The sequence below is a fragment of the Streptomyces sp. NPDC001407 genome, assembly GCF_042895325.1.
Lineage (GTDB): Bacteria > Actinomycetota > Actinomycetes > Streptomycetales > Streptomycetaceae > Streptomyces.
Genome location: NZ_JBIAWF010000029.1, coordinates 76,808 through 101,488, shown reverse-complemented (window position 1 = coordinate 101,488; position 24,681 = coordinate 76,808). Strand labels below are relative to the sequence as shown.

General features: G+C 73.1%; 24 protein-coding genes and 1 pseudogene. 9 read left to right on the top strand and 16 right to left on the bottom strand.

From position 1 onward, the window contains the following. The first annotated feature begins 37 nt into the window (after window positions 1–37). The gene (locus ACFY1P_RS30615) at window positions 38–625 is read left to right on the top strand and encodes a sigma-70 family RNA polymerase sigma factor (protein WP_361527410.1); all 588 of its coding nucleotides are present in this window, start codon (window positions 38–40) and stop codon (window positions 623–625) included. Window positions 626–700: 75 nt separating this feature from the next. Here ACFY1P_RS30615 and ACFY1P_RS30610 read toward each other — a convergent pair whose 3' ends face one another. From ACFY1P_RS30610 to ACFY1P_RS30600, 3 genes are read right to left on the bottom strand one after another with little or no spacing between them, the layout of a single operon-like run. Continuing rightward, the gene (locus ACFY1P_RS30610) at window positions 701–1,207 is read right to left on the bottom strand and encodes a copper chaperone PCu(A)C (RefSeq protein WP_390752465.1); all 507 of its coding nucleotides are present in this window, start codon (window positions 1,205–1,207) and stop codon (window positions 701–703) included. Beyond that, window positions 1,204–3,546, bottom strand: coding sequence for a heavy metal translocating P-type ATPase (locus ACFY1P_RS30605; RefSeq protein ID WP_390752464.1), 2,343 nt, complete (start codon window positions 3,544–3,546; stop codon window positions 1,204–1,206). Before ACFY1P_RS30605 ends, ACFY1P_RS30610 begins: the two co-directional genes overlap by 4 nt. Next, complete coding sequence (locus ACFY1P_RS30600) at window positions 3,543–3,776, bottom strand: hypothetical protein (RefSeq protein ID WP_390752463.1); 234 nt, start codon at window positions 3,774–3,776, stop codon at window positions 3,543–3,545. Before ACFY1P_RS30600 ends, ACFY1P_RS30605 begins: the two co-directional genes overlap by 4 nt. 220 nt (window positions 3,777–3,996) lie before the next feature. Between ACFY1P_RS30600 and ACFY1P_RS30595 the strand changes: the two genes are divergently transcribed. Both ACFY1P_RS30595 and ACFY1P_RS30590 read left to right on the top strand, forming a co-directional pair. Next, complete coding sequence (locus ACFY1P_RS30595) at window positions 3,997–5,244, top strand: cytochrome P450 (RefSeq protein WP_390752462.1); 1,248 nt, start codon at window positions 3,997–3,999, stop codon at window positions 5,242–5,244. Window positions 5,245–5,251: 7 nt separating this feature from the next. Next, complete coding sequence (locus ACFY1P_RS30590) at window positions 5,252–6,184, top strand: L-tyrosine/L-tryptophan isonitrile synthase family protein (RefSeq protein ID WP_390752461.1); 933 nt, start codon at window positions 5,252–5,254, stop codon at window positions 6,182–6,184. A 187-nt stretch (window positions 6,185–6,371) separates the two neighbouring features. Here the strand turns inward: ACFY1P_RS30590 and ACFY1P_RS30585 are convergent, their stop codons facing one another. From ACFY1P_RS30585 to ACFY1P_RS30575, 3 genes are read right to left on the bottom strand one after another with little or no spacing between them, the layout of a single operon-like run. Then, window positions 6,372–7,151, bottom strand: coding sequence for an ABC transporter ATP-binding protein (locus ACFY1P_RS30585; RefSeq protein ID WP_390752460.1), 780 nt, complete (start codon window positions 7,149–7,151; stop codon window positions 6,372–6,374). Between the two features lie 4 nt (window positions 7,152–7,155). Next, complete coding sequence (locus ACFY1P_RS30580) at window positions 7,156–8,223, bottom strand: iron ABC transporter permease (RefSeq protein ID WP_361530604.1); 1,068 nt, start codon at window positions 8,221–8,223, stop codon at window positions 7,156–7,158. Further along, the gene (locus tag ACFY1P_RS30575) at window positions 8,224–9,297 is read right to left on the bottom strand and encodes an ABC transporter substrate-binding protein (protein WP_361530601.1); all 1,074 of its coding nucleotides are present in this window, start codon (window positions 9,295–9,297) and stop codon (window positions 8,224–8,226) included. A 152-nt stretch (window positions 9,298–9,449) separates the two neighbouring features. On the opposite strand from ACFY1P_RS30575, the gene ACFY1P_RS30570 reads away from it, so the two are divergent. Further along, a complete protein-coding gene (locus tag ACFY1P_RS30570) occupies window positions 9,450–10,181 on the top strand; it encodes a PIG-L deacetylase family protein (protein ID WP_361530598.1) in 732 nt (243 codons plus the stop codon). Window positions 10,182–10,261: 80 nt separating this feature from the next. Here ACFY1P_RS30570 and ACFY1P_RS30565 read toward each other — a convergent pair whose 3' ends face one another. From ACFY1P_RS30565 to ACFY1P_RS30530, 8 genes and pseudogenes are all read right to left on the bottom strand, one after another. Beyond that, a complete protein-coding gene (locus tag ACFY1P_RS30565) occupies window positions 10,262–11,233 on the bottom strand; it encodes a DMT family transporter (RefSeq protein WP_390752459.1) in 972 nt (323 codons plus the stop codon). Between the two features lie 155 nt (window positions 11,234–11,388). Then, window positions 11,389–12,576 (bottom strand): argininosuccinate synthase-related protein, encoded by a 1,188-nt coding sequence (locus ACFY1P_RS30560; RefSeq protein WP_361530592.1) that lies wholly within the window; start codon window positions 12,574–12,576, stop codon window positions 11,389–11,391. Window positions 12,577–12,590: 14 nt separating this feature from the next. Then, a complete protein-coding gene (locus ACFY1P_RS30555) occupies window positions 12,591–13,304 on the bottom strand; it encodes a 2OG-Fe dioxygenase family protein (RefSeq protein WP_390752458.1) in 714 nt (237 codons plus the stop codon). A gap of 357 nt (window positions 13,305–13,661) precedes the next feature. Further along, window positions 13,662–14,783, bottom strand: a complete 1,122-nt coding sequence (locus ACFY1P_RS30550) for a PP2C family protein-serine/threonine phosphatase (protein WP_390752457.1) — start codon at window positions 14,781–14,783, stop codon at window positions 13,662–13,664. A gap of 149 nt (window positions 14,784–14,932) precedes the next feature. Next, a complete protein-coding gene (locus ACFY1P_RS30545; RefSeq protein ID WP_390752470.1) occupies window positions 14,933–15,316 on the bottom strand; it encodes a PTS-dependent dihydroxyacetone kinase phosphotransferase subunit DhaM in 384 nt (127 codons plus the stop codon). Between the two features lie 81 nt (window positions 15,317–15,397). Beyond that, window positions 15,398–16,027 (bottom strand): annotated as a pseudogene (gene dhaL / locus ACFY1P_RS30540) (dihydroxyacetone kinase subunit DhaL); the annotation flags it as partial. Window positions 16,028–16,121: 94 nt separating this feature from the next. Then, the gene (locus ACFY1P_RS30535; RefSeq protein ID WP_390752456.1) at window positions 16,122–17,060 is read right to left on the bottom strand and encodes a DUF6114 domain-containing protein; all 939 of its coding nucleotides are present in this window, start codon (window positions 17,058–17,060) and stop codon (window positions 16,122–16,124) included. Then, window positions 17,051–17,665, bottom strand: a complete 615-nt coding sequence (locus ACFY1P_RS30530) for a DUF6230 family protein (RefSeq protein WP_361530580.1) — start codon at window positions 17,663–17,665, stop codon at window positions 17,051–17,053. The genes ACFY1P_RS30535 and ACFY1P_RS30530 overlap by 10 nt, the downstream gene beginning before the upstream one ends. An 80-nt stretch (window positions 17,666–17,745) precedes the next feature. On the opposite strand from ACFY1P_RS30530, the gene ACFY1P_RS30525 reads away from it, so the two are divergent. Together ACFY1P_RS30525 and ACFY1P_RS30520 are read left to right on the top strand one after the other, a co-directional pair. Continuing rightward, complete coding sequence (locus ACFY1P_RS30525; protein ID WP_361530577.1) at window positions 17,746–18,375, top strand: TetR/AcrR family transcriptional regulator; 630 nt, start codon at window positions 17,746–17,748, stop codon at window positions 18,373–18,375. Between the two features lie 68 nt (window positions 18,376–18,443). Further along, entirely contained in the window at window positions 18,444–18,749 is a 306-nt protein-coding gene (locus tag ACFY1P_RS30520) for a DUF1330 domain-containing protein (RefSeq protein ID WP_390752455.1), read from the top strand. 46 nt (window positions 18,750–18,795) lie between these two features. Here ACFY1P_RS30520 and ACFY1P_RS30515 read toward each other — a convergent pair whose 3' ends face one another. Further along, window positions 18,796–20,061: a glycoside hydrolase family 18 protein gene (locus ACFY1P_RS30515; protein WP_390752454.1), complete on the bottom strand. Its 1,266-nt coding sequence runs from the start codon at window positions 20,059–20,061 to the stop codon at window positions 18,796–18,798. 337 nt (window positions 20,062–20,398) lie between these two features. Between ACFY1P_RS30515 and ACFY1P_RS30510 the strand changes: the two genes are divergently transcribed. Further along, window positions 20,399–21,571, top strand: a complete 1,173-nt coding sequence (locus tag ACFY1P_RS30510; RefSeq protein WP_361530568.1) for an acyl-CoA dehydrogenase family protein — start codon at window positions 20,399–20,401, stop codon at window positions 21,569–21,571. 166 nt (window positions 21,572–21,737) lie between these two features. On the opposite strand, the gene ACFY1P_RS30505 is transcribed toward ACFY1P_RS30510, so the two are convergent. Then, entirely contained in the window at window positions 21,738–22,115 is a 378-nt protein-coding gene (locus ACFY1P_RS30505) for a hypothetical protein (protein WP_361530565.1), read from the bottom strand. Window positions 22,116–22,315: 200 nt separating this feature from the next. On the opposite strand from ACFY1P_RS30505, the gene ACFY1P_RS30500 reads away from it, so the two are divergent. Both ACFY1P_RS30500 and ACFY1P_RS30495 read left to right on the top strand, forming a co-directional pair. After that, window positions 22,316–22,759, top strand: coding sequence for an Lrp/AsnC family transcriptional regulator (locus tag ACFY1P_RS30500; protein WP_361530562.1), 444 nt, complete (start codon window positions 22,316–22,318; stop codon window positions 22,757–22,759). 57 nt (window positions 22,760–22,816) lie between these two features. Continuing rightward, window positions 22,817–24,469, top strand: coding sequence for an amidohydrolase (locus ACFY1P_RS30495; RefSeq protein WP_390752453.1), 1,653 nt, complete (start codon window positions 22,817–22,819; stop codon window positions 24,467–24,469). Window positions 24,470–24,681: the final 212 nt, after the last annotated feature.

The following is a 24,681-nucleotide window of genomic DNA, read 5'->3' as shown; positions in this document are numbered from 1 at the left end:
GGAACCCCGCGCACCACCCCCCGCGCGGGGGGCCGCCGTGCGTGACGACGAGACGGTGACCACCTGGGCGCTCGCGGCCCGCGGCGGTGACGCCGACGCCGTGGAGCGCTTCATCCGCGCCACCCAGAGCGACGTACGGCGGTACGTGGCGCGGCTCAGCAATGATCCGCAGGGCGCGGACGACCTCGTGCAGGAGACGTATCTGCGGGCCCTGCGCTCGCTGCCGCGCTTCGAGGGGCGCTCGTCGGCCCGCACCTGGCTGCTGACCATCGCCCGCCGCACGGTCGTGGACCGGCTCCGCTTCAACGCGGCCCGGCCCCGGCTGTCGGACACGGACGACTGGCAGTCGGCCGCCGAGCGGGCACAGTCCGCGGAGCTGCCCGGCTTCGACGAGGGCGTCGCCCTCTCGCAGCTCCTCGACCGCCTGCCGTACGAGCGGCGCGAGGCGTTCGTCCTGACCCAGCTGCTGGGTCTGCCGTACGCGGAGGCCGCCCTCGTCGCGGGCTGCCCGGTCGGCACGGTGCGCTCCCGCGTGGCGCGGGCGCGCGAGGCGCTGATCAGCCAGCTGGAGACAGCCGAGCGGGACGCGGTACGGGCCGCGCCGGTGCTGGCCGGAGCCGCCTGACCGGCCGGACACGGAGAGGGGGCGGGGCTCGTCACGAGCCTCGCCCCCTTTCGTATCGCCTTTTCCTGTCGCCGGCTACCCCCGGTTCCCCGGGCGGACCACCACCGCTTCGACCTTCACCGTGCCGCTGTCGTGGAAGCGGAGGATCAGCGGCAGGCGGTCGCCGGTGCGCAGGCGCGGCGGGGACGACACCATGATGTCCAGGCCGTGCGGCGACATGTCGAGGGTGCCGCCCGCCGGGACGGCCGCCGACGGCACCATCCGCATCGACCCGGCGCCGTCCTTGACCACCGTGCGGCTGAGCATCGCGCCGCCCGCGGTCGGGGCCTCGACGCCGACGAGCTCGTCGGCCGCGTCACCGTCGTTGCGGATCTTCAGGAACGCGGCCGTGTCGTCCGTGCCGAAGGGGAGCAGGACGCGGGGGTCCTCGACCTCGATCGCCGCGGGCCGGCCCGCGGCGCCGGAGGCGGTCCACGCGCACAGGCCGCCGAGGGCGACGGCGCAGGCGATGACGGGCACGGCGGCCGCGCGTGCGGTCGCGGCGAGCGGCCTGGTGGCCGGGCCGGGAAGCTGCGTCTTCACGCGTCACCTCGTGTCTGGACTGCTGTGTTCTCGAACGCCGGGCGGCGCCGGGCGGGGGAGTGCGTACGGCTCCGGCCCGCCGACCGCGCGGGCGCCGGCTGCCAGCCGCGCAGGCGGAGGCTGTTGGCCACCACCAGGACCGAGCTGACCGACATCGCGGCCGCCGCGAACATCGGGCTGAGGAGACCGACCGCGGCGAGCGGCACGGTGACCAGGTTGTAGCCGAACGCCCAGGCGAGGTTGGCGCGGACCGTCGCCGACGTGCGGCGGGCCAGGCGCACCGCGTCCGCCAGTGCGCCCATGTCCTCGCGGACCAGCGTCACGTCCGCCGCGCCGATCGCCGCGTCCGTGCCGCTGCCCATCGCGATGCCCAGATCGGCGCCCGCCAGCGCCGCGGTGTCGTTGACACCGTCGCCGATGACCGCGACCCGGCGCCCCTGGGCGCGCAGTTCACGGACGAGCGCCGCCTTGTCCTCGGGCGTGGCGCGCGCGTGGACCTCGGTGATGCCGAGCTCCTCGGCGACGGCCCGCGCGGCGCCTTCGCTGTCACCCGTGGCCAGCACCGGCCGCAGGCCGAGCCGCTTGAGGTGGTCGACCGCGCGGTACGAACCGGAGCGCACGGAGTCGCCGAGCGCGACGACCGCCTCGGGCGTGCCGTCCACCCGGACCAGCACCACGGTCCGCCCGTCCCGCTCCGCCTCGCGCACCGCCGTGGCCAGGGCCTCCGGCAGCCCGTTCTTCCCGGCCTTCTTCCGCGACGCGGCGGCCTCCTCCGGGCGGACGACCTCCACGAGCTGGCCCCCGACCCGTCCCGAGACACCCCGGCCCGGCGTCGCCGCGAACCCGGTGACCTCCGGCAGCGCTTCGGCGTCCGGCACGTAGGCGCACACCGCCCGGCCCACCGGGTGCTCCGAACCCCGCTCGACCGCCGCGGCCAGCCGCAGCGCCTCGTCCGGGCCGAGCCCGTCCGCGCGGGCCGTCACCCCGGTCACCGCCATCGAACCGGTCGTCAGCGTGCCCGTCTTGTCCAGCACGACGGTGTCCACCCGCCGCAGCCCCTCCAGCGCCTGCGGGCCCGACACCAGGATGCCCAGGCCCGCGCCCCGGCCCGTGGCCGCGAGCAGCGCCGTCGGCGTGGCCAGGCCGAGCGCGCACGGGCAGGCCACCACGAGCACCGCGACGGCGGCCGTGACCGCCGCCTGCGGCGGCGCGCCCGCGCCCAGCCAGAAGCCGAGCACGGTGACGGCGACAGCGAGCACCGCCGGGACGAAGACCCCCGCGACGGCGTCGGCGACGCGCTGCACCCGGGCCTTGCCCGCCTGCGCGTCCTCCACCAGCCTGGCGATCCGCGCCAGTTGGGTGTCCGCGCCGACCGCCTCGGCCCGCACCTCCAGCAGGCCACCGGAGTTGACGGCGCCACCGACCACGGCCGAGCCGGGACCCGCCTCCACGGGCGCGCTCTCACCCGTCACCAGCGACAGGTCCAGCGCCGAGCCGCCCGCGACGACCAAGCCGTCGGTGGCCACGCGCTCACCGGGGCGCACGACGAAGCGGTCGCCGACCCGCAGTTCACCGATCGGCACCCGCCGCTCGGTGCCGTCGGCGTCCCGCACGACGACGTCCTTCGCGGCGAGCGAGGCCAGCGCACGCAGTGCCGAACCCGTACTGTGCCGGGCCCGCGCCTCCAGCAGCCGCCCGACCAGCACGAACAGCGGTACGCCGACGACCGCTTCGAGATAGACGTCCGCCGTGCCACCGCCCATCGACGGCAGCAGCGTGAACGGCATCCGCATGTCCGGATCGCCCGCCCCGCCGAGGAACAGCGCGTACGCCGACCACGCGTACGACGCCAGCACGCCGAGCGAGACGAGCGTGTCCATCGTCGCGGTGGAGTGGCGCAGACCGCGCAGCGCCTTCTCGTGGAACGGCCACGCGCCCCACACGGCCACCGGCGTCGCCAGCGCGAAGCACAGCCACTGCCAGTTGCGGAACTGCAGCCCCGGCGCCATGGACAGCACCAGGACGGGCACGGACAGCAGCGCGGTGACGATCAGCCGGGTCAGCGCCGTAGCAGCGGCCGCGCCGTCGGGCTCTTCACGGACCTCGGGCTCGGGCAGCGACGCCGTGAAGCCCGCGCCCTCCACCACGGCCATCAGCTCCGCCGCCGTCACCCCGGCGGGGTGACTGACCCGGGCGCGGCCGGTCGCGAGGTTGACGGTGGCGGTCACGCCGTCGAGCCGCCCGAGCTTCTTCTCCACCCGCGCCACGCACGCCGCGCAGGTCATCCCGCCGACGACGATCTCGGTGGCGGCCGGCGCCACTGCGCTCGCGGTGCTCATCGGACCACCACCGGGCCCACGGGGGCGCCCATGTCGTGCATGCCGCCCATCCCGCCCATGCCATCGCCACCGCCGGAACCGGAGCCACCGCCACCACCGGTGCGGTGTATGCCGGGGGCCGCGGGTCCGGCGGCCGACCCGACGGCGTACGCGACACCGAAGAGGGCGGCCAGCAACAGGACGAAGCCGAGCAGGGATCCGTACGGACTGAGAAGACGACGAGCGGTCATCGCCGCATCGTGACACGTCGCGCGCCGCGTCCGGCCGTCCGCGACGGGCCCACGGCGCGTGAGGATTGTCCCTTTCGCGTACGGGAACCAGCGGGCCCCCGCGGCCGACTACCCAGGAATCACCCGGCACCGCCCCACGGGCCGTTCGCGAAACGACGGGAACTCACCGACCGTCCCGTCCGACTTCCTTGGGGTCCACGACCTCGCGAGGAGCCCCACCGTGTCGCTGCCCGACCCGATTCCCCTCTACGGACCCGAATACAAGCGGGACCCCTACCCGCTCTACGCGCGCATGCGCGCGGCCGGGCCCATCCACCGGGTGCTCTTCCCCAGCGGTGTCACCGCCTGGCTGGTGACCGGCCACGCCGCCGCTCAGCGGACCCTCGCCGACCCCCGGCTCGGCAAGAACCACGCGCTCGGCAACGACCGCTGGCGCGAGAACGCCTCGATCATGCCCGAGCCGCAGCACTCCCAGCTCCAGGTCCACCTCCTGCACCAGGACGCGCCCAAGCACACCGCCATGCGCCGCCTGATCACCGACGCCTTCGCACCGCGCCGGGTCGAGGAGCTGCGCCCCCGCTTCCAGGAGATGGCCGACGCCCTCGTCGACGCCATGCCCGCCGACGCGGACTCCGCGGACCTCGTGCGCTGCTTCGCCGCGCGGTTCCCCTTCCAGGTGCTCGCCGAGGTCATCGGCCTGCCGCCGCACCTCGCCGCCCGCTTCCGGCGCGACTGGGGCAAGGTCGTCGCCCCCGTCGGCCCCACCGACCCGGGCCGCCCCGCCTACGAGGCGCTGCTGCGCGAACTCCAGGGCTACATCGCGGAGGTGGTCGCCGACCGGCGCGCCGCACCCGGCGACGGGCTGCTCTCCCGCCTGGTCACCGCCCGTGACGCGGGCGAGCTGACCCAGGAGGAGCTGGACTCCATGATCTTCCAGCTGCTCGTGGCCGGCCAGGAGCCCGTCACCAACCAGATCACCACCGCCGTCGTCGCACTCCTGCGAGCGCCCGAGGCGCTGGAACGGCTGCGCGCCGAGCCCGCGCTGCTGCCCGCCGCCGTCGAGGAACTCCTGCGCATCGACAGCGCCTTCGAGCTCACGACCTGGCGCTTCCTCGCCGAGGACGCCGACCTGCACGGCACGCGCGTCCCCGCGGGAGACTCCGTCATCGTCTCCCTCTGCGCCGCCAACCGCGACCCCGAGCGCTTCCCCGACCCCGACACCCTCGACCTCGACCGGGCACAGGGCTCCCACCTGGCCTTCGGTCACGGCAGCCACTTCTGCCCCGGCGCGGCCCTGGCCCGCATCGAACTCCAGGTTGCCCTCGGCACCTTGCTCACCCGCCTGCCGGGCCTGCGCCTCGCCGTCCCCGACGAGGACCTCCCCTGGATCCCCGCCGTCCTCGGCCGGGGCGTGGGCGAACTGCCCGTCGCCTTCGACCGGCCCGCCTGCCCCCGCCCCCGTGGATGACCGCGCCATGTCCTACGCAGCAACCCTGACCCGCACCACCGTCGAGGAACGCGTGCTGGGCCTCCTCCTGCCGTACCACCGCACGGCACAGGCGACCGCCTCCGAACCCGCGGACCACCCCGAACAGCTGGCACAGATACGGCAGTTCACCGAGGCCGGTGAGACGATCGTCCTCACCCTCCCCGGCTTCCCCTGCAAGTCGCCCAACCCCGCCAAGGTCCTCGGCCACCTCCCCGACGAGGGCGAGCGCCTGTCACTGCGCTTCCTCGACCGGCTGTGCGCCCGCGTCGGCGAGATATACGAGCCCGGGGCCCGCATCGTCATCTGCTCCGACGGGCACATCTTCGGCGACCTCATCCGCGTCCCCGACGACCACATCGACGCCTACGGCGACGAACTGCGCGCCATGATCGACCGGGAAGGGCTGCGCCACGTCGACACCTTCGACATGCGCGACGTCCACGGCGACCTCGACCACGACACCAAGCGCGAACTGGTCACCGCCGCGTACGCCCCCTCCCTCGACACTCTGCGCGCCCAGGTCCGCGCCGGTGACGAGGAGACCCTGCGCCTCTACCGCGGCATCACCCGCTTCCTCTTCGAGGACACGGCCGACTTCACCGGCACCAACTCCGCACTCCAGCGCGAGTGCAAGCGACGCGCGTACGGCGTCATCGCCCGCAGCCGCGCGTGGGGCGACCTCATCGCCGACTGCCACCCCCGGTCGGTCCGCCTGTCCATCCACCCGCAGCGGGCGGGCTCGGAGAAGTTCGGCATCAGGCTGCTGGATTCGGCGGACGCGTGGGCCACGCCGTGGCACTCCGTGCTGTTGCGTGGACCGGGGGCGGGGACGCGGCTCGTGCGGCGTGCGGAGGCTGAGCGGGTGGGTCGGCTGGTGGAGCGGGAGGGACGGGCCAGTCATTTTGAAGTGACGGTGTGAGGGGGGGCTGTTCCCCCGCCGTAGTCGCGTGCGGCGGGGAGCGCCCTGCGGGCGCGTCCTCAAACTCCCCCAGCGGTAGCTGGGGGAGTTTGAGGACACCCGGCGAAGCCGGGTTGGGGGTCTGGGGGTCTCCCCCAGTTTCGGGAAGGGGCGGGGCTGGGGAACAAAGCCCCGCCGCAGGCGACAACTACCCCTCCACCGGCCCCCGGTGGTCGAAAGCGATCAGTGGATCCCCCGTCAGCGGATGGTCCACCACCGCCGCCCGCACCCCGAAGACCTCCGCCAAAAGCTCCGGAGTCAGGACATCGCGTGGTGCCCCCGAAGCCACCAGTGCCCCTTCGTGCAGCACGTGCAAGCGGTCGCACAGCGACGCCGCCGCGTTGAGGTCGTGCAGGGACAGCAGCGTCGTACGGCGCTGCGCGCGCAGCAAGGCCAGGAGTTCCACTTGGTGCTGGACGTCCAGGTGGTTGGTCGGCTCGTCCAGGACGAGCACCTTAGGGTCCTGCGCGAGTGCCCTTGCCAGCAGCACCCGTTGGCGTTCGCCTCCGGACAGGGCCGAGAAGCGGCGCGCGCCCGCGCCCGCCATGCCCACGTGGTCCAGGGCCGCCGCGACCAGGTCCGCGTCCATGGGGTCCTCGCCCGCGAACGCCCGCTTGTAGGGCGTACGGCCCATGGCCACGACCGCGCGGACCGACAGTTCGAAGTCGCTGCCGCGCTCCTGCGGCAGGGCGGCCACCAGGCGGGCCGACTCCGCCGTCGTCAGGGAGCGGACGTCCGTACCGCCGAGCAGCACGCGTCCGGCGTGCGGCCGCAGATAGCGGTAGACGGTCCGCAGGAGGGTCGACTTCCCGCTGCCGTTCGGGCCGATCAGGCCCGCGATCTCGCCGTCCTCCGCGAGCAGGTCCACGCCGGAGACCACCGTCCGCCCGGACAGGGCCACTTCGAGTCCTTCGATGGCGACACGCACGCCGCTACCCCCGCTCCAGCCGTCGGTCCAGCAGATACAGCAGCGTCGGCGCGCCGATCAGCGCGGTGACCACACCCACCGGCAGCTCCTGGTCCGGCAGGGCCGTACGGGCCAGGAGGTCGACGACCACCAGGAGGACCGCGCCGAACAGCGCGGCCACCGGCAGCAGCCGGCGGTGGGCGCCGCCCACCACCATCCGGCAGACGTGCGGCACCATCAGGCCCACGAAGCCGATCGCCCCGGACACCGACACCAGCACACCGGTCAGCACGCTGGTGACCACGAACAGCTCGCGCCGCAGCCGGACCACGTCCACGCCCAGCCCGGCCGCCGTCTCGTCGCCCATCAGCATCGCGTCGAGGGCCCGGGCGCGGGCCACCAGGGCCACCAGGCCGAGCAGCACCGCCGCCGCGGGCAGGGCGAGGGTGGACCACTGGGCGCCGCCCAGCGAACCCATCAGCCAGAACAGCACCCCGTGCGTCTGCTGGTCGTCCCCGGCCCGCAGCACCAGATAGTGGGTGAAGCCCGACAGGAACTGGCCGATGCCCACCCCGGACAGCACCAGGCGCAGCGGCGAGAACCCGCCACCCCTGCGGGCCATCGCCCACACCAGCGCGAAGGACGCCAGCGCACCGGCGAAGGCCGCCGAGGACAGCCCAAGACCGAGCAGCCCGCCCGCACCCGCGCCCAGCACGATGGCCGCGACCGCGCCCAGGGACGCGCCGCTGGAGATGCCCAGCAGATAGGGGTCCGCCAGCGGATTGCGGACCAGTGCCTGGACGGCCGTGCCGACCAGACCCAGGCCCGCGCCCACCACGGCCGCCAGCAGCGCGCGCGGCACCCGCAGCTGCCACACGATCAGGTCCTGGGTGCCGGGCACCGGATCCGCGCCGCGGATGCCGCGTACCACCGAGGACCACACCTCGCCGAGCGGCACGTCCGACGAGCCCAGGCACACGGACGCGGTCAGCGCGGCCACCAGGGCGACCCCCAGCACCGCGGCGACCCACCCGGCCCGCGCGCCCGGCTCCCGCTCCCGCTCCGCTTCCGCGGCCGTGGTGAGCGCCGCCACCTACTTCACCTGGTCCGGGTGGAGCGTGTGCGCGATCTCGCGCACGGTGTCGGCGCTGCGCACTCCGCCGATCGTGGTCCGCTCCGAGTTGATGCGCACGAAGTGGCCCTCCTTGACGGCGGTGAGGTCCTTGGTCGCGGGGAAGGAGCGCAGGAAGTCGGCGGCCTCGTCGAACGCCTTCTTGTTGGCCTCCTCGCTGCCGCGGTTGCGGACGCCGAGCTGGATCCAGTCGGGGTTCTTGGCGACGACGTCCTCCCAGCCCACCGGCTTGAAGTCGCCGTCGCAATCGGCGAAGACGTTCCGGCCGCCGGCCTGGGTGATCACCGCGTTGGCCACCTGCCGGTTGCACACCGCCATGGGCTGCTTGGTGCCGGCGTCGTAGTCGAAGAAGAAATACGTCGGCCGCTTCGCCTCGGGCACGCCCTTGAGCGCGTCCCGGACGGTGTCCGTCTTCTTGCGCATCTCACCGACCAGTTCGTCCGCGCGCGCGGACGTGCCGGTGACCTTGCCCATCTCCAGGACGTCGGCCTCGACGCCGGAGAGGTCCGTGCGCGGAGCCTTGCTCATCGACGCGCAGGCCGTCGACTTCAGGAAGACGTGCTTGATGCCCGCCGCCTCGAACTCCTTGGCCGTCGGGGCGTCGCCCATCTTCCCCATGTTCTTCATGGAGGAGAAGGAGTCGACATACAGATCGGCGCCCGAGGCCAGCAGCTTCTCCTTGGGGATCCCCATCTTCCCCAGCACGGGGACCTTCGCCGCCTGGTCCGCGAACTGCTCGGGCAGCGCGCCCCTGCCGGGCGGGAAACCCGTGCCGGCCAGCTTGTCGCCCGCGCCCAGCCACATCAGCAGCTCCAGGCTCGCCGCGTTGCTGGTGACGATCTTCTTCGGCGCCGAGTCGAACGTCGTCCTTGCCCCCATGCAGTCGGAGACGGTCACCGGGAAGCCCGCGCGTGCCGAGGACCCCGAGGACGCGGCCCCCGCGTCGTCGGACTTCTTCTCCGCACCGCCACCGCCGCAAGCCGTCGCCGACAGGGCCACAGCGGCCAGCACACCGCACCACACACGAGGGCGCATCAGAAAACACTCCAGAACTCGACATCCGCGCGGACCCGTCCGCGCGGGTCCGGACAGGTAGTCGGACCGCCGGTGCACCCGGTTCCCGCGCGTCGCGAGGAATCCCGACGTACGCTGCCCGAGCACCGAGTCGAAGAGCGAAGGAGACCGCCATGGCGGACCAGCTCAAGGAGATGCCCACCGACTGGCGGCGCGCCCTGGCCGTCGTCGCCCACCCCGACGATCTGGAATACGGTGCCTCCGCGGCCGTCGCGACCTGGCTCGACGGCGGTCGCGAGTGCGCGTATGTGCTGGCCAGCGTCGGTGAGGCGGGCATCGACACGCTCACCCCGGCCGAGGCCGGGCCGCTGCGGGAGACCGAACAGCGCGCCTCCGCCGCCGCGGTCGGCGTGGAGAGCGTGGAGTTCCTGGGCCACCGCGACGGTGTCATCGAGTACGGGCCCCGGCTGCGCCGCGACTTCGCGGCCGCCATCCGCCGCCACCGCCCCGAACTCGTCCTCACCCTCAACCACCACGACACGTGGGGCGGTGTCTACTGGAACACCCCCGACCACCGGGCCGTCGGCCGGGCGGTCCTGGACGCCGTCGGTGACGCGGGCAACCGCTGGATCTTCCCCGAGCTCACCGACGACGGGCTGCTGCCCTGGGACGGCGTCCGCTATGTGGCCGTCGCCGGCTCCCCGCATCCCACCCACGCCGTCGACGCGAGCAGCGGCCTCGACAGGGCCGTGGCCTCCCTGCTCTGTCACCGCACCTACATCGAGGCGCTGACGAAGGACGACCCGGAGACGTACTGCCGCAACTTCCTGGAACGCAACATGAAGGCGGTTGCGGAGCGCTTCGGCGGGCGGCCGGGGGTGGCCTTCGAGCTGTTCAGCCGCTGAGCAGGCCGGCGCGGGGAACCGCGCGCGACCGGCCATGGTCCACCCGCGGACGACGGCGCACCGGATGTCCAGCGGAGCGCTCAGGCGCGTTCGCTGTGCTCCGCGGGCACGCCTCGCCCGGGGGCCTCTTGGGCAGGGCGCACCGTGTCGCGTTCCCGGTGCGCGCGCTCGATGCGGCGGCCCCAGTTCGTGCCACCGACGATCAGTGCGGCGCCGATCACCCCGGCGTATCCGATGCGGTCGCCGCCGAGCGTCACTCCGACGGCGAGGGCCCAGACGGGCTCGGTGCCGAGCAGGAGGCTCACGCGGGACGGCGAGGTGGTCCGGACCGCCCACATCTGGACGAAGAACGCGAAGACCGTGCAGATCGCCGCCAGGTAGACCAGGTCACCCCACTGCGCCGGGCTCAGCCGTGCGGCGACCGTGGTGACGGAGTCCCCGGCGAACGGGCTCGCCGCGCAGAAGACCACCGCGCACACGCTCAACTGCAGGCACGTGAGGTTCAGGGAGTCGAACCGCTGCTTCGCGGACAGGCGGTGCATCGCCGTCACGTGCACGGCACGGACCGCGGCGGCGACCAGGACCAGCAGGTCTCCCAGGGAGGGCGCGCGCAGGGAGGAGCCCGTGGCCAGGAGCGCCACGCCGACGACCGCGACGACGGCCGCCACGAAGAAGGACGGCGGCAGCCAGGACCGCGACACCAGGTTCTCCAGGATCGGTGTCATCACGATGGTCAGGCTGATGATGAGGCCGGCGTTCGTCGCCGAGGTGCCCGCGATCCCGAAGGTCTCGAACGTCATGATCCCGGCCAGGATCACCCCCAGCAGGAGCCCGGTGCCGACCTCCCTGCGCGAGGCGCGCCGCAGTCTTCGCACGCAGATCGGCACCATGATCACCGCGGTGATCAGGAACCTCAGGCCCAGGATCGCGATCACGGTCCGGGTGCCGACGAGGTCCTTGGCCGCGAGATAGGTGGAACCCCAGACGACGGCGACGGCCAGGAGCAGGACGTCGACCAGGCCGGTGCGTGGGGTGGTTCCCGATGCGGGCACGTGGAGCTCCCAGGAGTGGTTGTGGTTGCGCTGCGGACAAGCCGCGGACCAGCGGACAAGAGGGGCCGGCGGCTCCGCGTCCTCGCGTACGGACGGGGCCGGTGTGCCGCGCCTCCCGGTGCGCGGAGGCGCCGCACGGTCCGGCACCGCGCCCGCTACGTCAGATAGGCAGCGCTCTCACGCCGTATCGACTCGTGCTCCCACGCCTCCCGGTCCCGCAGGTAGCGCGGCTCGTCCGCCGTGATGGCACGCGTCTCCGCGCCGCCGGTGGACAGCTTCCAGCGCACCGAGCCGGTGACCGCGGCCGCGCAGTGGTCGGTGAACGCCTGGACGGCCTGCCGCAGCTCGCCGTACCAGCGCCCTTCCAGGGCCTCCCGCACCCACACCTGCTCCAGGTGCATCTTCTCCCTGATGGTCTCCGCGCCGAGCGTCGCGGTCTCCAGGTGGCGGTAGGAACGCAGGAGGAGCCAGGCCGCGGGCATCTCGCGGATCTCCAGCACCTTCTCGCCGTTGTCCAGATGCTCCAGGCCGCTGTACCGGCCGATGCCGTAGGCCCCGACGCGGTCGTTGAGTGCGGCGATCAGCTCGGTCAGCGGCAGCTCGGCACCGTCGACGGCGACCGGCACCCCGGCCCGGAAGGCGACCTCGACGCTCTCGCTCGCGGAGGTGGCGCGGCGGGCGCTCCACCGGTACATGTGCTCGGGGACCGCGTGCTCTTCGGGGTCGTCCAGGATGCCCGACTCGAACTCCCGGCACCACAGGTTGGAATCGCCGCTGACGACGCGCTCGCTCATCGTGTCCAGGCCCACCTCCTTGAGCGCCTGGATCTTCTCTTCCCGGTCCACCGGGTCGAGGTCGTAGGGGCTGCCGTAGCGGCCCGCGAAGCCGAGCAGGCCGAGGGCACCGTTGAGCCGCCGCAAGGTGTTCTGCGACCGGTTCGCGGTGTGCAGCACCGCCGAGGCGCCGAGCTCCCCGGCGAGCTCCACCGCGAGGCGGGCTATCAGGGGGCGGCTGAGTGTCGAACTGACCGGGTGGGTGCCGAGATAGACCGCCTGCGCGGCGATGGCGGGCCGTACGAACTCCTCGGCGAAGAGCTCCCTGCCGTCGAGGATGTGCAGCCGGGCCCCCAGCGCCTCGGCGATGCGGCGCTTCTCCTCGCTCGTCTCGTCCTCACCCAGGTCCACGCTCACGGCGTGGACGCGGGTGAACCCGGCCTCGTGGAGCCGGTGCAGGAGATAGGTGCTGTCCAGGCCGCCGCTGAAGAGCGTGACCAGGGGGAGCGAGGGGTCCAGGTGGTCGGTGGAGAGCTGCCGGAAGGAGCGGACGAGCTGTTCGTGGATCATGTTCGCCTCTCCGGTCAGCCGTCGGCGCGGGTGAACATCGCGATGAGAACGTCCCGGTGCCCCTGCGTGGCGCCCGCGGTGACCAGCGGCGTGACGCTGTGCAGCATCCGTACGTCATCGGCGAAGAGGAACTCGCCGGGGCCTTCGAGGAGCACCTCGGCCAGGCACTCGCGGGTGTCGGCCGCGTGGACCGCGCTGACGCCGCCTTCGACGTGCCGGCGGTCGACCAGGAGGGTCAGGACGTAATCGACACCGTCGCGGTGCAACCCCTCCGGAGTCGGCTGACCGGCCTCCGCGTCCCGCGCGAGGATGCGGTTCTGGAAGCTCTGCACCTTCCAACGTCCGCAGCCGGAGAGCTCGTTGAGCGCGCCCGCGCACCAGTGGAGGATGTCCCCGAGCAGCGTGCCACCCGACACATGCTCCTCGAACGGCTCGAAGTGCCGGTCGATGCCGCCGTTCAGATGATTGAGTTCAAGGGGCTGGGAGTAGGGCACATGAGGCAGCAGCGTCAGGCCCTGCTCCTCGGTGTCGACCAGGAACTCCGCATATCTGCGCAGCCGGTACGTCCCGCCGTCGGCCATATAGGTGTCCCGGCGCAGGTTGTCCCAACTGCCCGCGAACGCCTCCCAGTCAGCACCCGTGGTGACCTCGGCGCCGAGCGCCGCGGTCAGCGCGCTGTGCAGGAAACCCTGCTCGCGTAAGCCGGCGAAGGCCTCTGAATCAGTCACAGACATGAGCTACCTCGTATCGATGGTGGGTTTCAGCGCCCAGGTACAGCGCATACGGATCGACGCTCGGCAGCACCGGCGAGACGTCCCCCCCTGCGCTCGGGCAAGCGCTGACGTTCGCCCGAACCGACTCCTTGACCCCGCCGCACACCGCTCGCCCCCATGACGGGACGCGGATGTTGAAGGCGCAAGATCGTTTCGCGAGACCGACTGTAACCGCACGACCGCCCACCTCGGAAGACTCTCGGCCCGCGAGGTCACACGAGGTATGACCGCGCCACGAAATCGGGCACAATCGGCCGAAGTTGGCCGGATACGTGTACAACCCCGCTTATTTCCAAGGCCCATGCCCGGGGCTCAGTCGCACCCCACCGGCACCCGCTCCATCACCAGCACGGCCACATCGTCCTGGAGCCTCCCGCCCGTGTGCGCGTCGAGATCCGCGCGCAGCCGCTCCAGCAACTCGGGGGTCGGCAGCGTGGCCCACGCGTCCAGCCGCTCGGCCAGGGGATAGAAACCACCGTCCGGGTCCCGGGCCTCGGTGACCCCGTCGGTGCAGGCCAGCACCCGGCCGCCCGCGGGCATCTCGACACGCTGCGCGGTGCGCGTCACCGTGGCCAGATCGCCCAGACCCAGCGGCAGCCCGGGATCCGGCGTCTCCAGCTCCCGCACCCCGCCCTCCGGCCCGATGAGGAACGGCGCCAGGTGGCCGCAGTCGATGAACACCACGGGCACCGCCCCGGCCTCCCGCCCCTCCGGCACGGGGCTCTCCTCCGTCCCGAACACCAGCGCCGTCACGAACTCCTCCGCCGCGCGCAGCACCACGTCCTCCGCGCCCGCCGACCGCGCCTCGTACGCCGCCGACCGGTGATAGCGGGAGAGCCCCTGCTCCATGGCCTCCACCCCGCTCTCCAGATCACGCCGGTGGTACGCGGCCTCCCGGAACGCCGTCAGCACCGCCGCCCCCGCGCCGAGGGTGCCCAGGCCCTTGCCCCGCACGTCACCGATCAGCACCCGCGTCCCGTACGGGGTGTCCACGACCTCGTAGAGGTCACCGCCGATCAGCGCCTCCCGCTGGGACGACACATAGAAACCGTCCACCACCACGCTGTGCGTACGCAGCGGCAGAGGCCGCAACAGCGCCCGCTGCGCGGCCTCGCCGGTGGCCCGCACCCGCTCCAGCAGGTCCTCCCCGTCCCGCCGCAGCCGGGCCACCGCGATGCTCGCGCCCACCATCAGGGCATTGCCCACGACGGCCCCGGCGCGGTTGACCGCCACGTCACCGTTGAGCACCCCGTGGTGCGCCACCATCAGACAGAAGTCCAGGACGCCGACGAAGACCGTCTGCTGATACGTGCACACCGCGGCCGCCGTCATCGGCGCGAGCGCCGCGAACACGTCCAGCCGGAGATTGGACGGGGTCATCAGATCGACGGCCACGATGACCAGGAGATAGACGAGGACGAGCGCGAAAGGCATGCTGCGCGACGACACCGTGGCGGGACCTCCACGCCGGAAATGGCTGCATAGGGACGCCGGAAATGGGCTGCATAGGGTATTTCGCCAGCTCCAGCCTTCCACGGCCGCCGCGCCTCGGCCACCCGGTGCGATCTTGACCCCGGGTTGCCTCAGAGTTTGCGGTACGTCCGCGCGTCGTCCGTCGCCGCGAGCACCGTCGCCAGGTCGCCACCGGCCGAGGCCGTCACCACGGCGGTGACCGCTCCCTCCACGAAGGGGGCGTCCGCGATGCGTACGTCGGCCGGGCTCAGCGAGCCGTCGGCCAGCAGCGCCTTGACCGTGAGCACCGCGCTGCCCATGTCGCACAGCACCACCACGCCCGCGCCCTCGTCCACCCCCGTGACCGCCGCGCGCACCAGCTCCGCGCTGGTGCCGACCGAGCCGTCCGGCAGCCCGCCCGCCCCGGCGACCGGCGCGGGGGAAGGCGTGCCGGTCAGGGACCGGGCCAGCGCCGCCGTGGAGGCGGCCACGTCACGGCTGTGCGAGACCAGCACCACGCCGACGCGGCCCGGGGCCCGCTCGGGCTCCGGCGCGGGCGCCTCCCGCGCCTCGACCGGCGCCGCGCACAGCTCCGGGTCGGTGGCCTCGTACAGCGCGGTCACCAGCAGCGCCGACGACGTGGCGCCCGGGTCCTGGTGACCGATGCTGCGGTCACCCAGATAGCTGGCCCGGCCGCGCCGCGCCCGCATCGGGACGGTCGCCTCCGCGCCCGCGCGGGCGGCCCGCGCCGCCGCGTCCAGCGCCGCCGTCACGTCGCCCTCCGCCAGGGCCTCGCCGTAGGCGTCCGCGGCCGGCTGCAAGGCGTCGACCATCGTCTTGTCACCGGGCGCCGCGTCGCCGAGCCGCCGCACGCTCGCCACGGCCGCGGACAGCGCCCGCCCCAGCGTGTGCGGTTCGACCACCTCGTCGTCACCGAGGATCTTGCCCATCCGGCGCAGCACCGTCCCGTACAGCGGGCCGGAGGCGCCGCCCACGGTGTTGGTGAGGTGCACGCCCACGGCGGTGAGCAGGGCGCCCGGCGTGGCGGGCGCCTCGGCGGCCAGGGCGTCCGCGACGGAGGTGAAGCCGCGCTTGAGGTTGGCGCCGTGGTCGGCGTCGCCGATGGCGGCGTCGAGGTCGGTCAGATACGCGGCCTCCGCGACGAGGACGCGCGTGGCGCGGTCGAGGAACCGGTGGAAGAAGGCGAGGTCGAGCGGGGCGGTCATGGGTGCTGAGCTCCTCGTCGCTGCGGCTTGGGGTCCGGGTCGGCTCAGCGTAATGCGCACACCCCGCCCGGCCGCCGGTAGCCCGGCCCGGCCCTCACGCGCCGGAAGGCGTCACCCCCACCCGCAGTTCGTCGGCCCCGATGACGTCCGAGGTGACCAGCGCCTGTTCCGCGTGGACGTCCGTCATGAAGACGAAGGGCGGGATCACCGGCGGTACGGGGAGCCCGTCGGGGGAGAAGGTCACACACAGCAGCCCCTCCAGGCAGCCGCTGAACTTCGTGAGGTAGAGCGTCACATCGCCGCTCAGGTCCAGTGTGCGTGCCCCGAGCGACATCTCCGCGCCGCCGTCCCGCGTGGTCATGCGGTAGTCCTTCAGCGAGGCGGAGCCCATCTTGAGGACCAGCACCTTCAACGGCCCCTTGGCCGTGGGCACCTGGGTGACCCCGGCGAACGCGAAGCCCCGCGGCGCGAAGAGCGACGTCCGCACGGCCGGCGGGACCGCCGCGGCCGGGACGCCGGAGGCGGTGCGCGGCGCCGCCTCCGCCCGGTCCGCCGCCGGTCCGCCGACCGCCGCGAGCAGCACGAACGGCAGGGCGACCGCCAGCGTCCGGGACGGCCCCGGCCCGCTCTCCCGGCGCTCGGCCGGGGTCCAGCCGAAGCCCATGGCGCTGCCCGCGATCCCCAGCAGCATGCCGACCAGGAAGCCGCCCAGGTTGGTCGCGGCGAAGGAGAGGACGGACAGGATCAGGGCGTTGATGCTCACGTAGTGCCGCGCCGACGGCACCCACCACAGGAACAGCCCGGCGACGACCAGCGCCAGCCCGATCCCGATCGCGGCCAGCCCGCCCAGGCCCAGGCTGACCAGCACGGTCACCGGTGACAGCGGCACGGCCAGCAGCTCCGTCCCGCCGAGCACGAGCAGCAGCCCGGCCCAGAAGGGCCGGGTGCGCCGCCACCCCCGGAACGCCCGGCGCCGCTCGGGGAACGGCAGCCGCCGCTCCACCGTGGTGGTGAACCGGCCGCTCAGAAGCACTTCTTGCCGTCCAGGCTCACGTTCAGCCGCAGCCCCGGCAGCCGGAAGTTGCCGCCGGTCGCGGACCAGGCGTGCGAGCGCACCCCGGCCACCGTGATGTCCCCGGCCTGGAGCCCGAACCGGCCCGCCTCGCCCTTGACGCCCGGCACTTGGTCGAGGGTGGAGGCGTCCCGGCCGATCTGCGCGGTGCCGAAGGTGGCGTTGCCGACGAGGTCTTCGCCGTCGATGACGAGTTCGCTCGCGGTCACCTCGCCCGCGCCGCCGCCCGCGGTGAGCTTGAAGACGACGTCGCCCAGCGGCGTGGGCACGGACGCGGCCTGGCAGATGTCGCTCAGCCGGGCCTCGCCGATGCCCAGCAGGGAGACCGGATGGCCCTTGCCGTCCACGGAGCGGTCGGTCTGGACGAACGAGGAGAGCCCTTTGCTGGTCAGCTTGCCGGACTGCACCTGGAAGTTGGTGCCGGACACCGCGAAGGACGCGGCCAGCGCGCCCTGTGCCATCGCCGTCGCCATCGCGGCCACGGCGGCGAGGGCGGGGACGGCCACCACGGCCGTCTTCTTCCAGCCGGTTCTGCCCTCCGGCAGGCGTCGGTCGGTTCCGCTCACTGCGCCCTCCCGTAAGGAAGTGAGAAGTGTGGCTTCTGCCATACTCGCGGACGTCCGGTGACGGGAGACTAGGGCCGAATTTGAATAATAGTCAACAGGCTGGGACCGACCGCTCCCAGGCAAGAAGAGCCGAACTCATCGCGATCGGGCGGAAGTTGTTCGCCGACACGTCCTACGACGCCCTGTCGATGGACGACATCGCGCGCCAGGCGGGCGTCGCCAAGGGCTTGATCTACTACTACTTCAAGAACAAGCGCGGCTATTACCTCGCCATCATCGAGGACTCCGTCGCCGAGCTCGTCCTGCGCGCGGCCGCCACCCACGACCTGCCGCCCGCCGACCGCGTCAGCCACACCATCGACGGCTACCTCCGCTACGCGCAGCACCACCAGGCCGCGTACCGCGCGGTCGTCACGGGCGGGGTCGGGTCCGACGAGGAGGTCCTGGCCCTGCGCGACGGCGTCCGCGAGCGGCTGCTGACCGCGATCGCCGAGGGCGCCTGGGGCCGCAGGGACCTCCCCGTGATCGCCCGCACCGCGCTGATCGGCTGGTTCTCCAGTGTCGAGGGCGTCACCCTGGACTGGCTGCGCACCCAGGAGCTCCCGCGCGAGACGGTGCGCTCCCTGCTCGTACGCGGCCTGGGCGACACCCTCCGCGCGATCGAGGACTTCGAGCCGGCCTGCCCGGCGCCGCTGCGGAAGGAGCTGTGAGCCGGGGCCGGCGCCCCGGCGCCGCCCCCGCGCGGGGTCCGGCCGGTGTGGCTGGCACCATGGCGCGCATGACTGCTTATGTGATCTCCGAGGCCGAAGTGCTGGACGAGGAACTGACCGCCACCTACCGCACCTTGGCCTCCGCCGCCATCAGCGCGCACGGCGGCCGATACGTCGTCCGCGGCGCGGGCGTCGAGGCCGCCGAGGGCGAGTGGTCCGCCGGGCGCCGGCTGATCATCGCGGAGTTCCCCGACATGGAGCGGCTCAAGGGGTGGTACGCGTCCCCGGAGTACGCCGAGGCCCGCGAGATCGCGAAGAAGGCACTGAAGCGCCGCCTCCTCTTCGTGGAGGGGGCGCCCGAACAGCCCGAATAGAAAGCCTGCCGGTCCCGCGGGCCGCGGGACCGGCAGCGCTGTCAGGTCAGTTGATCGCCTTGATCAGCTCACCGTCCGCGGTGTCACCGCTCAGCTCCCAGAAGAACGTCCCGCCCAGGGCCCGCTGGTCCTTGTACGCCATCTTCCCGGCGATCGTGGCGGGAGTGTCGTAGCTCCACCAGTCGTTGCCGCAGGTGGCGTAGGCGGTCCCGGCGACGGTGCCCGTGGCCGGGCACTTGGACTTGAGGACCTTGTAGTCGTCGATGCCCTGCTCGTACGTGCCCGCGGCGGGCCCGGTCGCGGTGCCGCCCGGCACCGCGGTCGGCGTCACGCCCGTCCAGCCCCGGCCGTAGAAGCCGATGCCCAGCAGGAGCTTCGACGGCGGCACGCCCATGGAGAGGAGCTTGCTGATCGCGCTGTCGGTGTCGAACCCGGCCTTGGGGATGCCGTCGTACGAGGTCAGCGGGGAGTGCGGGGCCGTGGGGCCCTTGGCGTCCCAGGCGCCGAAGAAGTCGTAGGTCATGGGGTTGTACCAGTCGACGTAGCGCGCCGCGCCCGCGTAGTCGGCGGCCTCCAGCTTGCCGCCCGCCGAGCCGTCGGCCGTGATCGCCGCGGTGACCAGGTTGTTGCCGCCGAACCGGGTGCGCAGCGCCGCCATCACGTCACGGAAGGCGTCCCGGCCGCTGGTGTCGCAGGTCAGGCCGCAGGCGTTGGGGTATTCCCAGTCGATGTCGATGCCGTCGAAGACATCGGCCCAGCGCGGGTCCTTGACGAGGTTGTAACAGGAGTCGGCGAACGCGGCGGGGTCCTTCGCGGCGTCACCGAAGCCGCCGGACCAGGTCCAGCCGCCGAAGGACCAGATGACCTTGAGGTCCGGGTGGAGCTTCTTGAGCTTGCGCAGCTGGTTGAAGTTGCCGCGCAGGGCGCCGTTGTCCCAGGTGTCGGCCTGGCCGTCGACGCTGCCGGCCGCGTCGTAGGCCCGGTCGTAGTCGGCGTAGGAGTCGCCGACCGCGCACTTGCCGCCGGTGACGTTGCCGAAGGCGTAGTTGATGTGGGTGAGCTTGGCCGCCGAGCCGGAGGTCTCGATGTTCTTCACGTGGTAATTGCGGCCGTAGACGCCCCAGTCGGTGAAGTAGCCGACGACCCGGTGCCCGGCGGAGGCATCGCCGGTGCCGGTGCCGCCGCTGTCGGCGACGGCCGCGCCCGCCGTGCCGGTGAACAGCGTGGAGGCGAGCATCGCTCCGGCGGCGGCGAAGGCCGCGAGCAGCGTGCGGGCGCGGCGGCGGGGGGCGTTCTGGTGCGGTCCGTACATGGTTCTCCTCGGTGGGTGGGGAGAGCTGGGGGGGTGACGCGCACGCGTTCACACGTTGGCGTGAATGCGTTGGCATGAACGCGGTGAACAGTGCGCAAACCGTAGAAGGACTAGACCAGTACGGTCAATGGTTTGGACCAATCCCGTCCGGTGCTCCCATCGGATTTGTCAACCCGTGACGTCCGGCCGCCGATCGGGCATACTCCAACCCGCCACAGCCGCAGGTCACCCGGTGCCGCGACCCGGCGGGGGACCATGGGCTGGGCACCACGGACGGCGGGAAACACACCCTTGCGCTCCCGTCGCCGCAGCGCCCGACAGGGAGGAGAGCGCCGCCATGACCGACCACGGCCCGCAGCCGGTGGAGCGTCAACTGCCCACCGAAGAGGCCCGCGATCTGATCGCGCTCGTACGTGATCTGGTGCAGCGGGAGATCGAGCCCCACGCGGCCGAGGAGGAGGACGCCGGGCGCTTCCCGCGCGAGGTCTTCCGCCTGCTCTCCACCTCAGGACTGCTCGCGCTGCCCTACGCCGAGGAGTTCGGCGGCGGCGACCAGCCGTACGAGGTCTACCTCCAGGTCCTGGAGGAACTCGCCGCCGCCCGGCTCACGGTGGGCCTCGGCGTCAGCGTGCACAGCCTCGCCTGCCACGCACTCGCCGGCTACGGCAGCAAGGAGCAGCAGGCCGAGCACCTGCCCGCGATGCTCGGCGGCGGACTGCTCGGTGCCTACTGCCTCTCCGAGCCCTCCGCGGGATCCGACGCCGCGTCACTGCGCACCCGCGCCACGCGCGACGGCGACACCTGGACGCTGGAGGGCACCAAGGCGTGGATCACCCACGGCGGCATCGCGGACTTCTACACCGTCCTGGCCCGCACGGGCGGTGAGGGTGCCCACGGCATCACCGCGTTCCTCGTGCCGGGGGACGCGCCCGGTCTGACGGCGGCGCCGCCCGAGCGGAAGATGGGCATGAAGGGCTCGCCCACCGCCCAGATCCACTTCGACGGCGTGCGGGTCCCCGACGCGCGGCGCATCGGGGAGGAGGGGCAGGGCTTCGCGATCGCGCTGTCCGCCCTCGACTCCGGCCGGCTCGGCATCTCGGCCTGTGCCATCGGCATCGCCCAGGCGGCGCTGGACGAGGCGCTGTCCTTCCTCGCCGAGCGGCAGCAGTTCGGGCGCCCCCTCGTGGACTTCCAGGGCCTGCGCTTCATGCTCGCCGACATGGCCACCCAGATCGAGGCGGGCCGTGCCCTCTACCTCGCCGCGGCGCGCCTGCGCGACGCGGGCCTGCCGTTCTCCAAGCAGGCGGCCATGGCCAAGCTCTTCTGCACCGACGCCGCGATGCGCGTGACCACCGACGCCGTGCAACTCCTCGGCGGCTACGGCTACACCGCGGACTTCCCCGCGGAGCGCTACATGCGCGAGGCCAAGATGCTCCAGATCGTCGAGGGCACCAACCAGATCCAGCGGCTGGTCATCGCCCGTCACCTGGCGGGACCCGAGTCCCGCTGAGCCACGCGGTTCACTTTCGTACAGGGCCGGGGCGGGCGGCTCCCGACCCGTGCGGGTGACGATGGTGCGGACGGTGTACGTCCGGGGCGGTGCGGCGGGACGATGCCGGTATGAACGCGGTCGTCGCGCCGGAACGGAGGGCGCCCGGGAGAGGCGCCCCCGGGCGTCACCGGGACCGGCGCCGCATCTCCGGGACGCGCACCGGGCGCGAGCCGGGGCCGCCGATGTGCGAGAAGGGCTGGGTGCGCCAGTCCAGGCTCTCCGGCAGCGTCAGCATCAGCGCCGCGTCGAACTCCTGGGTGCCCTGCGACTCGTCGGCGGGCGCGGCGCTCCCCACGCCGCGGCCGGAGCCCGGGCAGACCGTGAGCCCGAAGGGGTTCCACGGCGACGGGCACAGGGCATGCTCGGGGAGCATGTCCTCGTCCGCGAGCAGAGCGATCGGGCGCGCGCAGTCCGGGCACGTCACCCGGAACATGGCGGGAATCTCATACGTCTCGTACGGGCTGCTGCCGTCACCCTCGTCGAGGCGTTCCAGGCTGGGCATAGTCTTTCTCCCCCTCGGATCAGCCGGCCGGGCACGTGCCTCGGCCTCGGCCACAGCAAGCACTTCCCGCGCCGCGAGTCGGGTAATCGCGGCACCCGGCAGGACACGGGTGCATAGGTGTGTTGTTCGTCACATGCTCTGCGCGGGCGGTCGGGCCGTCGAGTGTGCCGGGTCGGCTCCCACCCAGTAGGTTGATCCGCGTGGAGGAGCTGGACAGAGAAATCGTGGAACTGCTCGTCAAGGACGGGCGGATGAGCTACACCGACCTGGGGAAGGCCACGGGCCTGTCGACCTCGGCGGTGCACCAGCGTGTGCGCCGGCTCGAACAGCGCGGTGTCATCCGCGGCTACGCGGCCGTGGTGGACCCCGAGGCCGTCGGGCTGCCGCTGACCGCGTTCATCTCGGTGAAGCCGTTCGACCCCAGCGCCCCGGACGACATCGCCGACCGGCTCGCCGAGATCCCCGAGATCGAGGCCTGCCACAGCGTCGCGGGCGAGGAGAACTACATCCTCAAGGTGCGCGTCGCCACCCCCCTGGAGCTGGAGCACCTGCTGGCGCGCATCCGCTCCCTGGCCGGGGTGTCGACCCGCACGACGATCGTCCTGTCGACGCCGTACGAAGCGAGGCCGCCCAGGGTGGGATGACGCCCGCTCGCGAACCCCTCGGGGGGCGGCGCCCCGGTGGGTGACAGACTGACCCCCATGAGCGACCGCCCCGACACGACCGGCAAGAACCCCCGCACCGTGCTGCTGCGCCGCGGCACGGTGCACAGCCCCGCCGACCCCTTCGCGACCGCCATGGTCGTGGAGCGGGGGAGCGTCGCCTGGGTCGGTTCCGAAGGGGCCGCCGACTCCTTCGCCGACGGGGTGGACGAGGTCGTCGACCTCGAAGGCGCGCTGGTCACCCCGGCGTTCACCGACGCACACGTGCACACCACCTCGACCGGCCTCACCCTCACTGGACTCGACCTCACCGGGACCCGCACCCTGGCCGAGGCGCTGGAGAAGGTGCGCGCCCACGCGGCCGCCCGGCCCGCCGACCGGGTGCTCCTCGGACACGGCTGGGACGCCAGTGTCTGGCCCGAGCGCCGGCCGCCGTCCCGCCGCGAGCTGGACGAGGCCACCGGCGGCCGCCCGCTCTACCTCACCCGGGTCGACGTGCACTCCGCCGTCATCACCACAGCCCTCCTCGACCTCATCCCCGAACTGCGCGGCCCCCAGGCCGACGCCCCGCTGACCGGCGCCGCCCACCACGCCGCGCGCGCCGTCGCGCACGGCAGCGTCACCGCCGCCCAGCGCGCCGAGGCCCAGACCGCGACGCTCGACCGCGCCGCCGCCCTCGGCATCGGCTCCCTGCACGAGTGCGGCGGGCCGCTGATCTCCGGCGAGGACGACTTCACCGGCCTGCTCGCCCTCGCCGCCCGCCGCCCCGGCCCGCGCGTCGTCGGCTACTGGGCCGAGGCCCTCACCTCGGCGGGCGAAGCCGGTCGCATTCGCGAACTCGGCGCGCTCGGCGCGGCCGGTGACCTCTTCGTGGACGGCTCTCTCGGCTCGCACACCGCCTGCCTCCACCAGCCGTACGCCGACGGCCCGCATGCCGCCCACACCGGCACCGCCCACCTCGACGCCGCCACCGTCACCGCCCATGTCATCGCCTGCACCGAGGCGGGCATCCAGGCGGGCTTCCACGCCATCGGCGACGCCGCCCTGACCACCGTGGTCGCGGGCGTCCGCGCCGCCGCCGACAAGCTCGGCCTCGCCGCCGTCCGCGCCGCCCGGCACCGCGTCGAGCACGCCGAGATGCTCACCCCCGAACACATCGCCGCCTTCGCCGAATTCGCCCTCACCGCCTCCGTGCAGCCGGCCTTCGACGCCGCCTGGGGCGGCGACGACGCGATGTACGCGCAGCGCCTGGGCGCGGAGCGGGCCCGCACCCTCAATCCGTACGCCGCCCTGCTGCGCGCCGGCGTCCCGCTCGCCCTCGGCTCCGACAGCCCCGTCACCCCGCTCGACCCCTGGGGCACCGTCCGCGCGGCCGCCTTCCACCGCACCCCCGAGCACCGGATCTCCGTCCGCGCCGCCTTCACCGCGCACACCCGCGGCGGCTGGCGGGCCGTCGGCCGCGACGACGCCGGCGTCCTGGTGCCGGGCGCACCCGCCGACTACGCGGTCTGGGAGGCCGGGGACCTCGTCGTCCAGGTGCCGGACGAGCGGGTCGCCAGCTGGTCCACCGACCCCCGCTCCGGCACGCCCGGACTGCCCGACCTCACCCCCGGCGGCCCCCTGCCCACTTGTCTGCGCACCGTCGTCGGCGGCCACACCGTCCACGCGGCCCCCGGGCGTCCGAACGAGTGATGAGGGCGGCGTGGCGTACCGCCGAACGACGTGCCGTCGGCCTGTCGCCGCACGTGATCATTCGCCGTACTGACCTGCTGATTTGAGGCATCCACGCAGGTCGGAGAGGTGTTGACAGGGTGTGGGCGGCGGCGGGTAGGTTCGGCGGAGTCCACCACGGACGTCCGGCCGGTGAATCTCCACACAGTCGTCGAACGCCGCTGGGCCATGGG

Coding starts and splice junctions, on each gene's coding strand:
- ACFY1P_RS30605 (WP_390752464.1), bottom strand. CDS start 3,546: ATGAGCACCGCGAGCGCAGTGGCGCCGGCCGCCACCGAGATCGTCGTC.
- ACFY1P_RS30600 (WP_390752463.1), bottom strand. CDS start 3,776: ATGACCGCTCGTCGTCTTCTCAGTCCGTACGGATCCCTGCTCGGCTTC.
- ACFY1P_RS30590 (WP_390752461.1), top strand. CDS start 5,252: ATGTCCTACGCAGCAACCCTGACCCGCACCACCGTCGAGGAACGCGTG.
- ACFY1P_RS30575 (WP_361530601.1), bottom strand. CDS start 9,297: ATGCGCCCTCGTGTGTGGTGCGGTGTGCTGGCCGCTGTGGCCCTGTCG.
- ACFY1P_RS30570 (WP_361530598.1), top strand. CDS start 9,450: ATGGCGGACCAGCTCAAGGAGATGCCCACCGACTGGCGGCGCGCCCTG.
- ACFY1P_RS30560 (WP_361530592.1), bottom strand. CDS start 12,576: ATGATCCACGAACAGCTCGTCCGCTCCTTCCGGCAGCTCTCCACCGAC.
- ACFY1P_RS30550 (WP_390752457.1), bottom strand. CDS start 14,783: ATGCCTTTCGCGCTCGTCCTCGTCTATCTCCTGGTCATCGTGGCCGTC.
- ACFY1P_RS30520 (WP_390752455.1), top strand. CDS start 18,444: ATGACTGCTTATGTGATCTCCGAGGCCGAAGTGCTGGACGAGGAACTG.
- ACFY1P_RS30515 (WP_390752454.1), bottom strand. CDS start 20,061: ATGTACGGACCGCACCAGAACGCCCCCCGCCGCCGCGCCCGCACGCTG.
- ACFY1P_RS30510 (WP_361530568.1), top strand. CDS start 20,399: ATGACCGACCACGGCCCGCAGCCGGTGGAGCGTCAACTGCCCACCGAA.
- ACFY1P_RS30505 (WP_361530565.1), bottom strand. CDS start 22,115: ATGCCCAGCCTGGAACGCCTCGACGAGGGTGACGGCAGCAGCCCGTAC.
- ACFY1P_RS30495 (WP_390752453.1), top strand. CDS start 22,817: ATGAGCGACCGCCCCGACACGACCGGCAAGAACCCCCGCACCGTGCTG.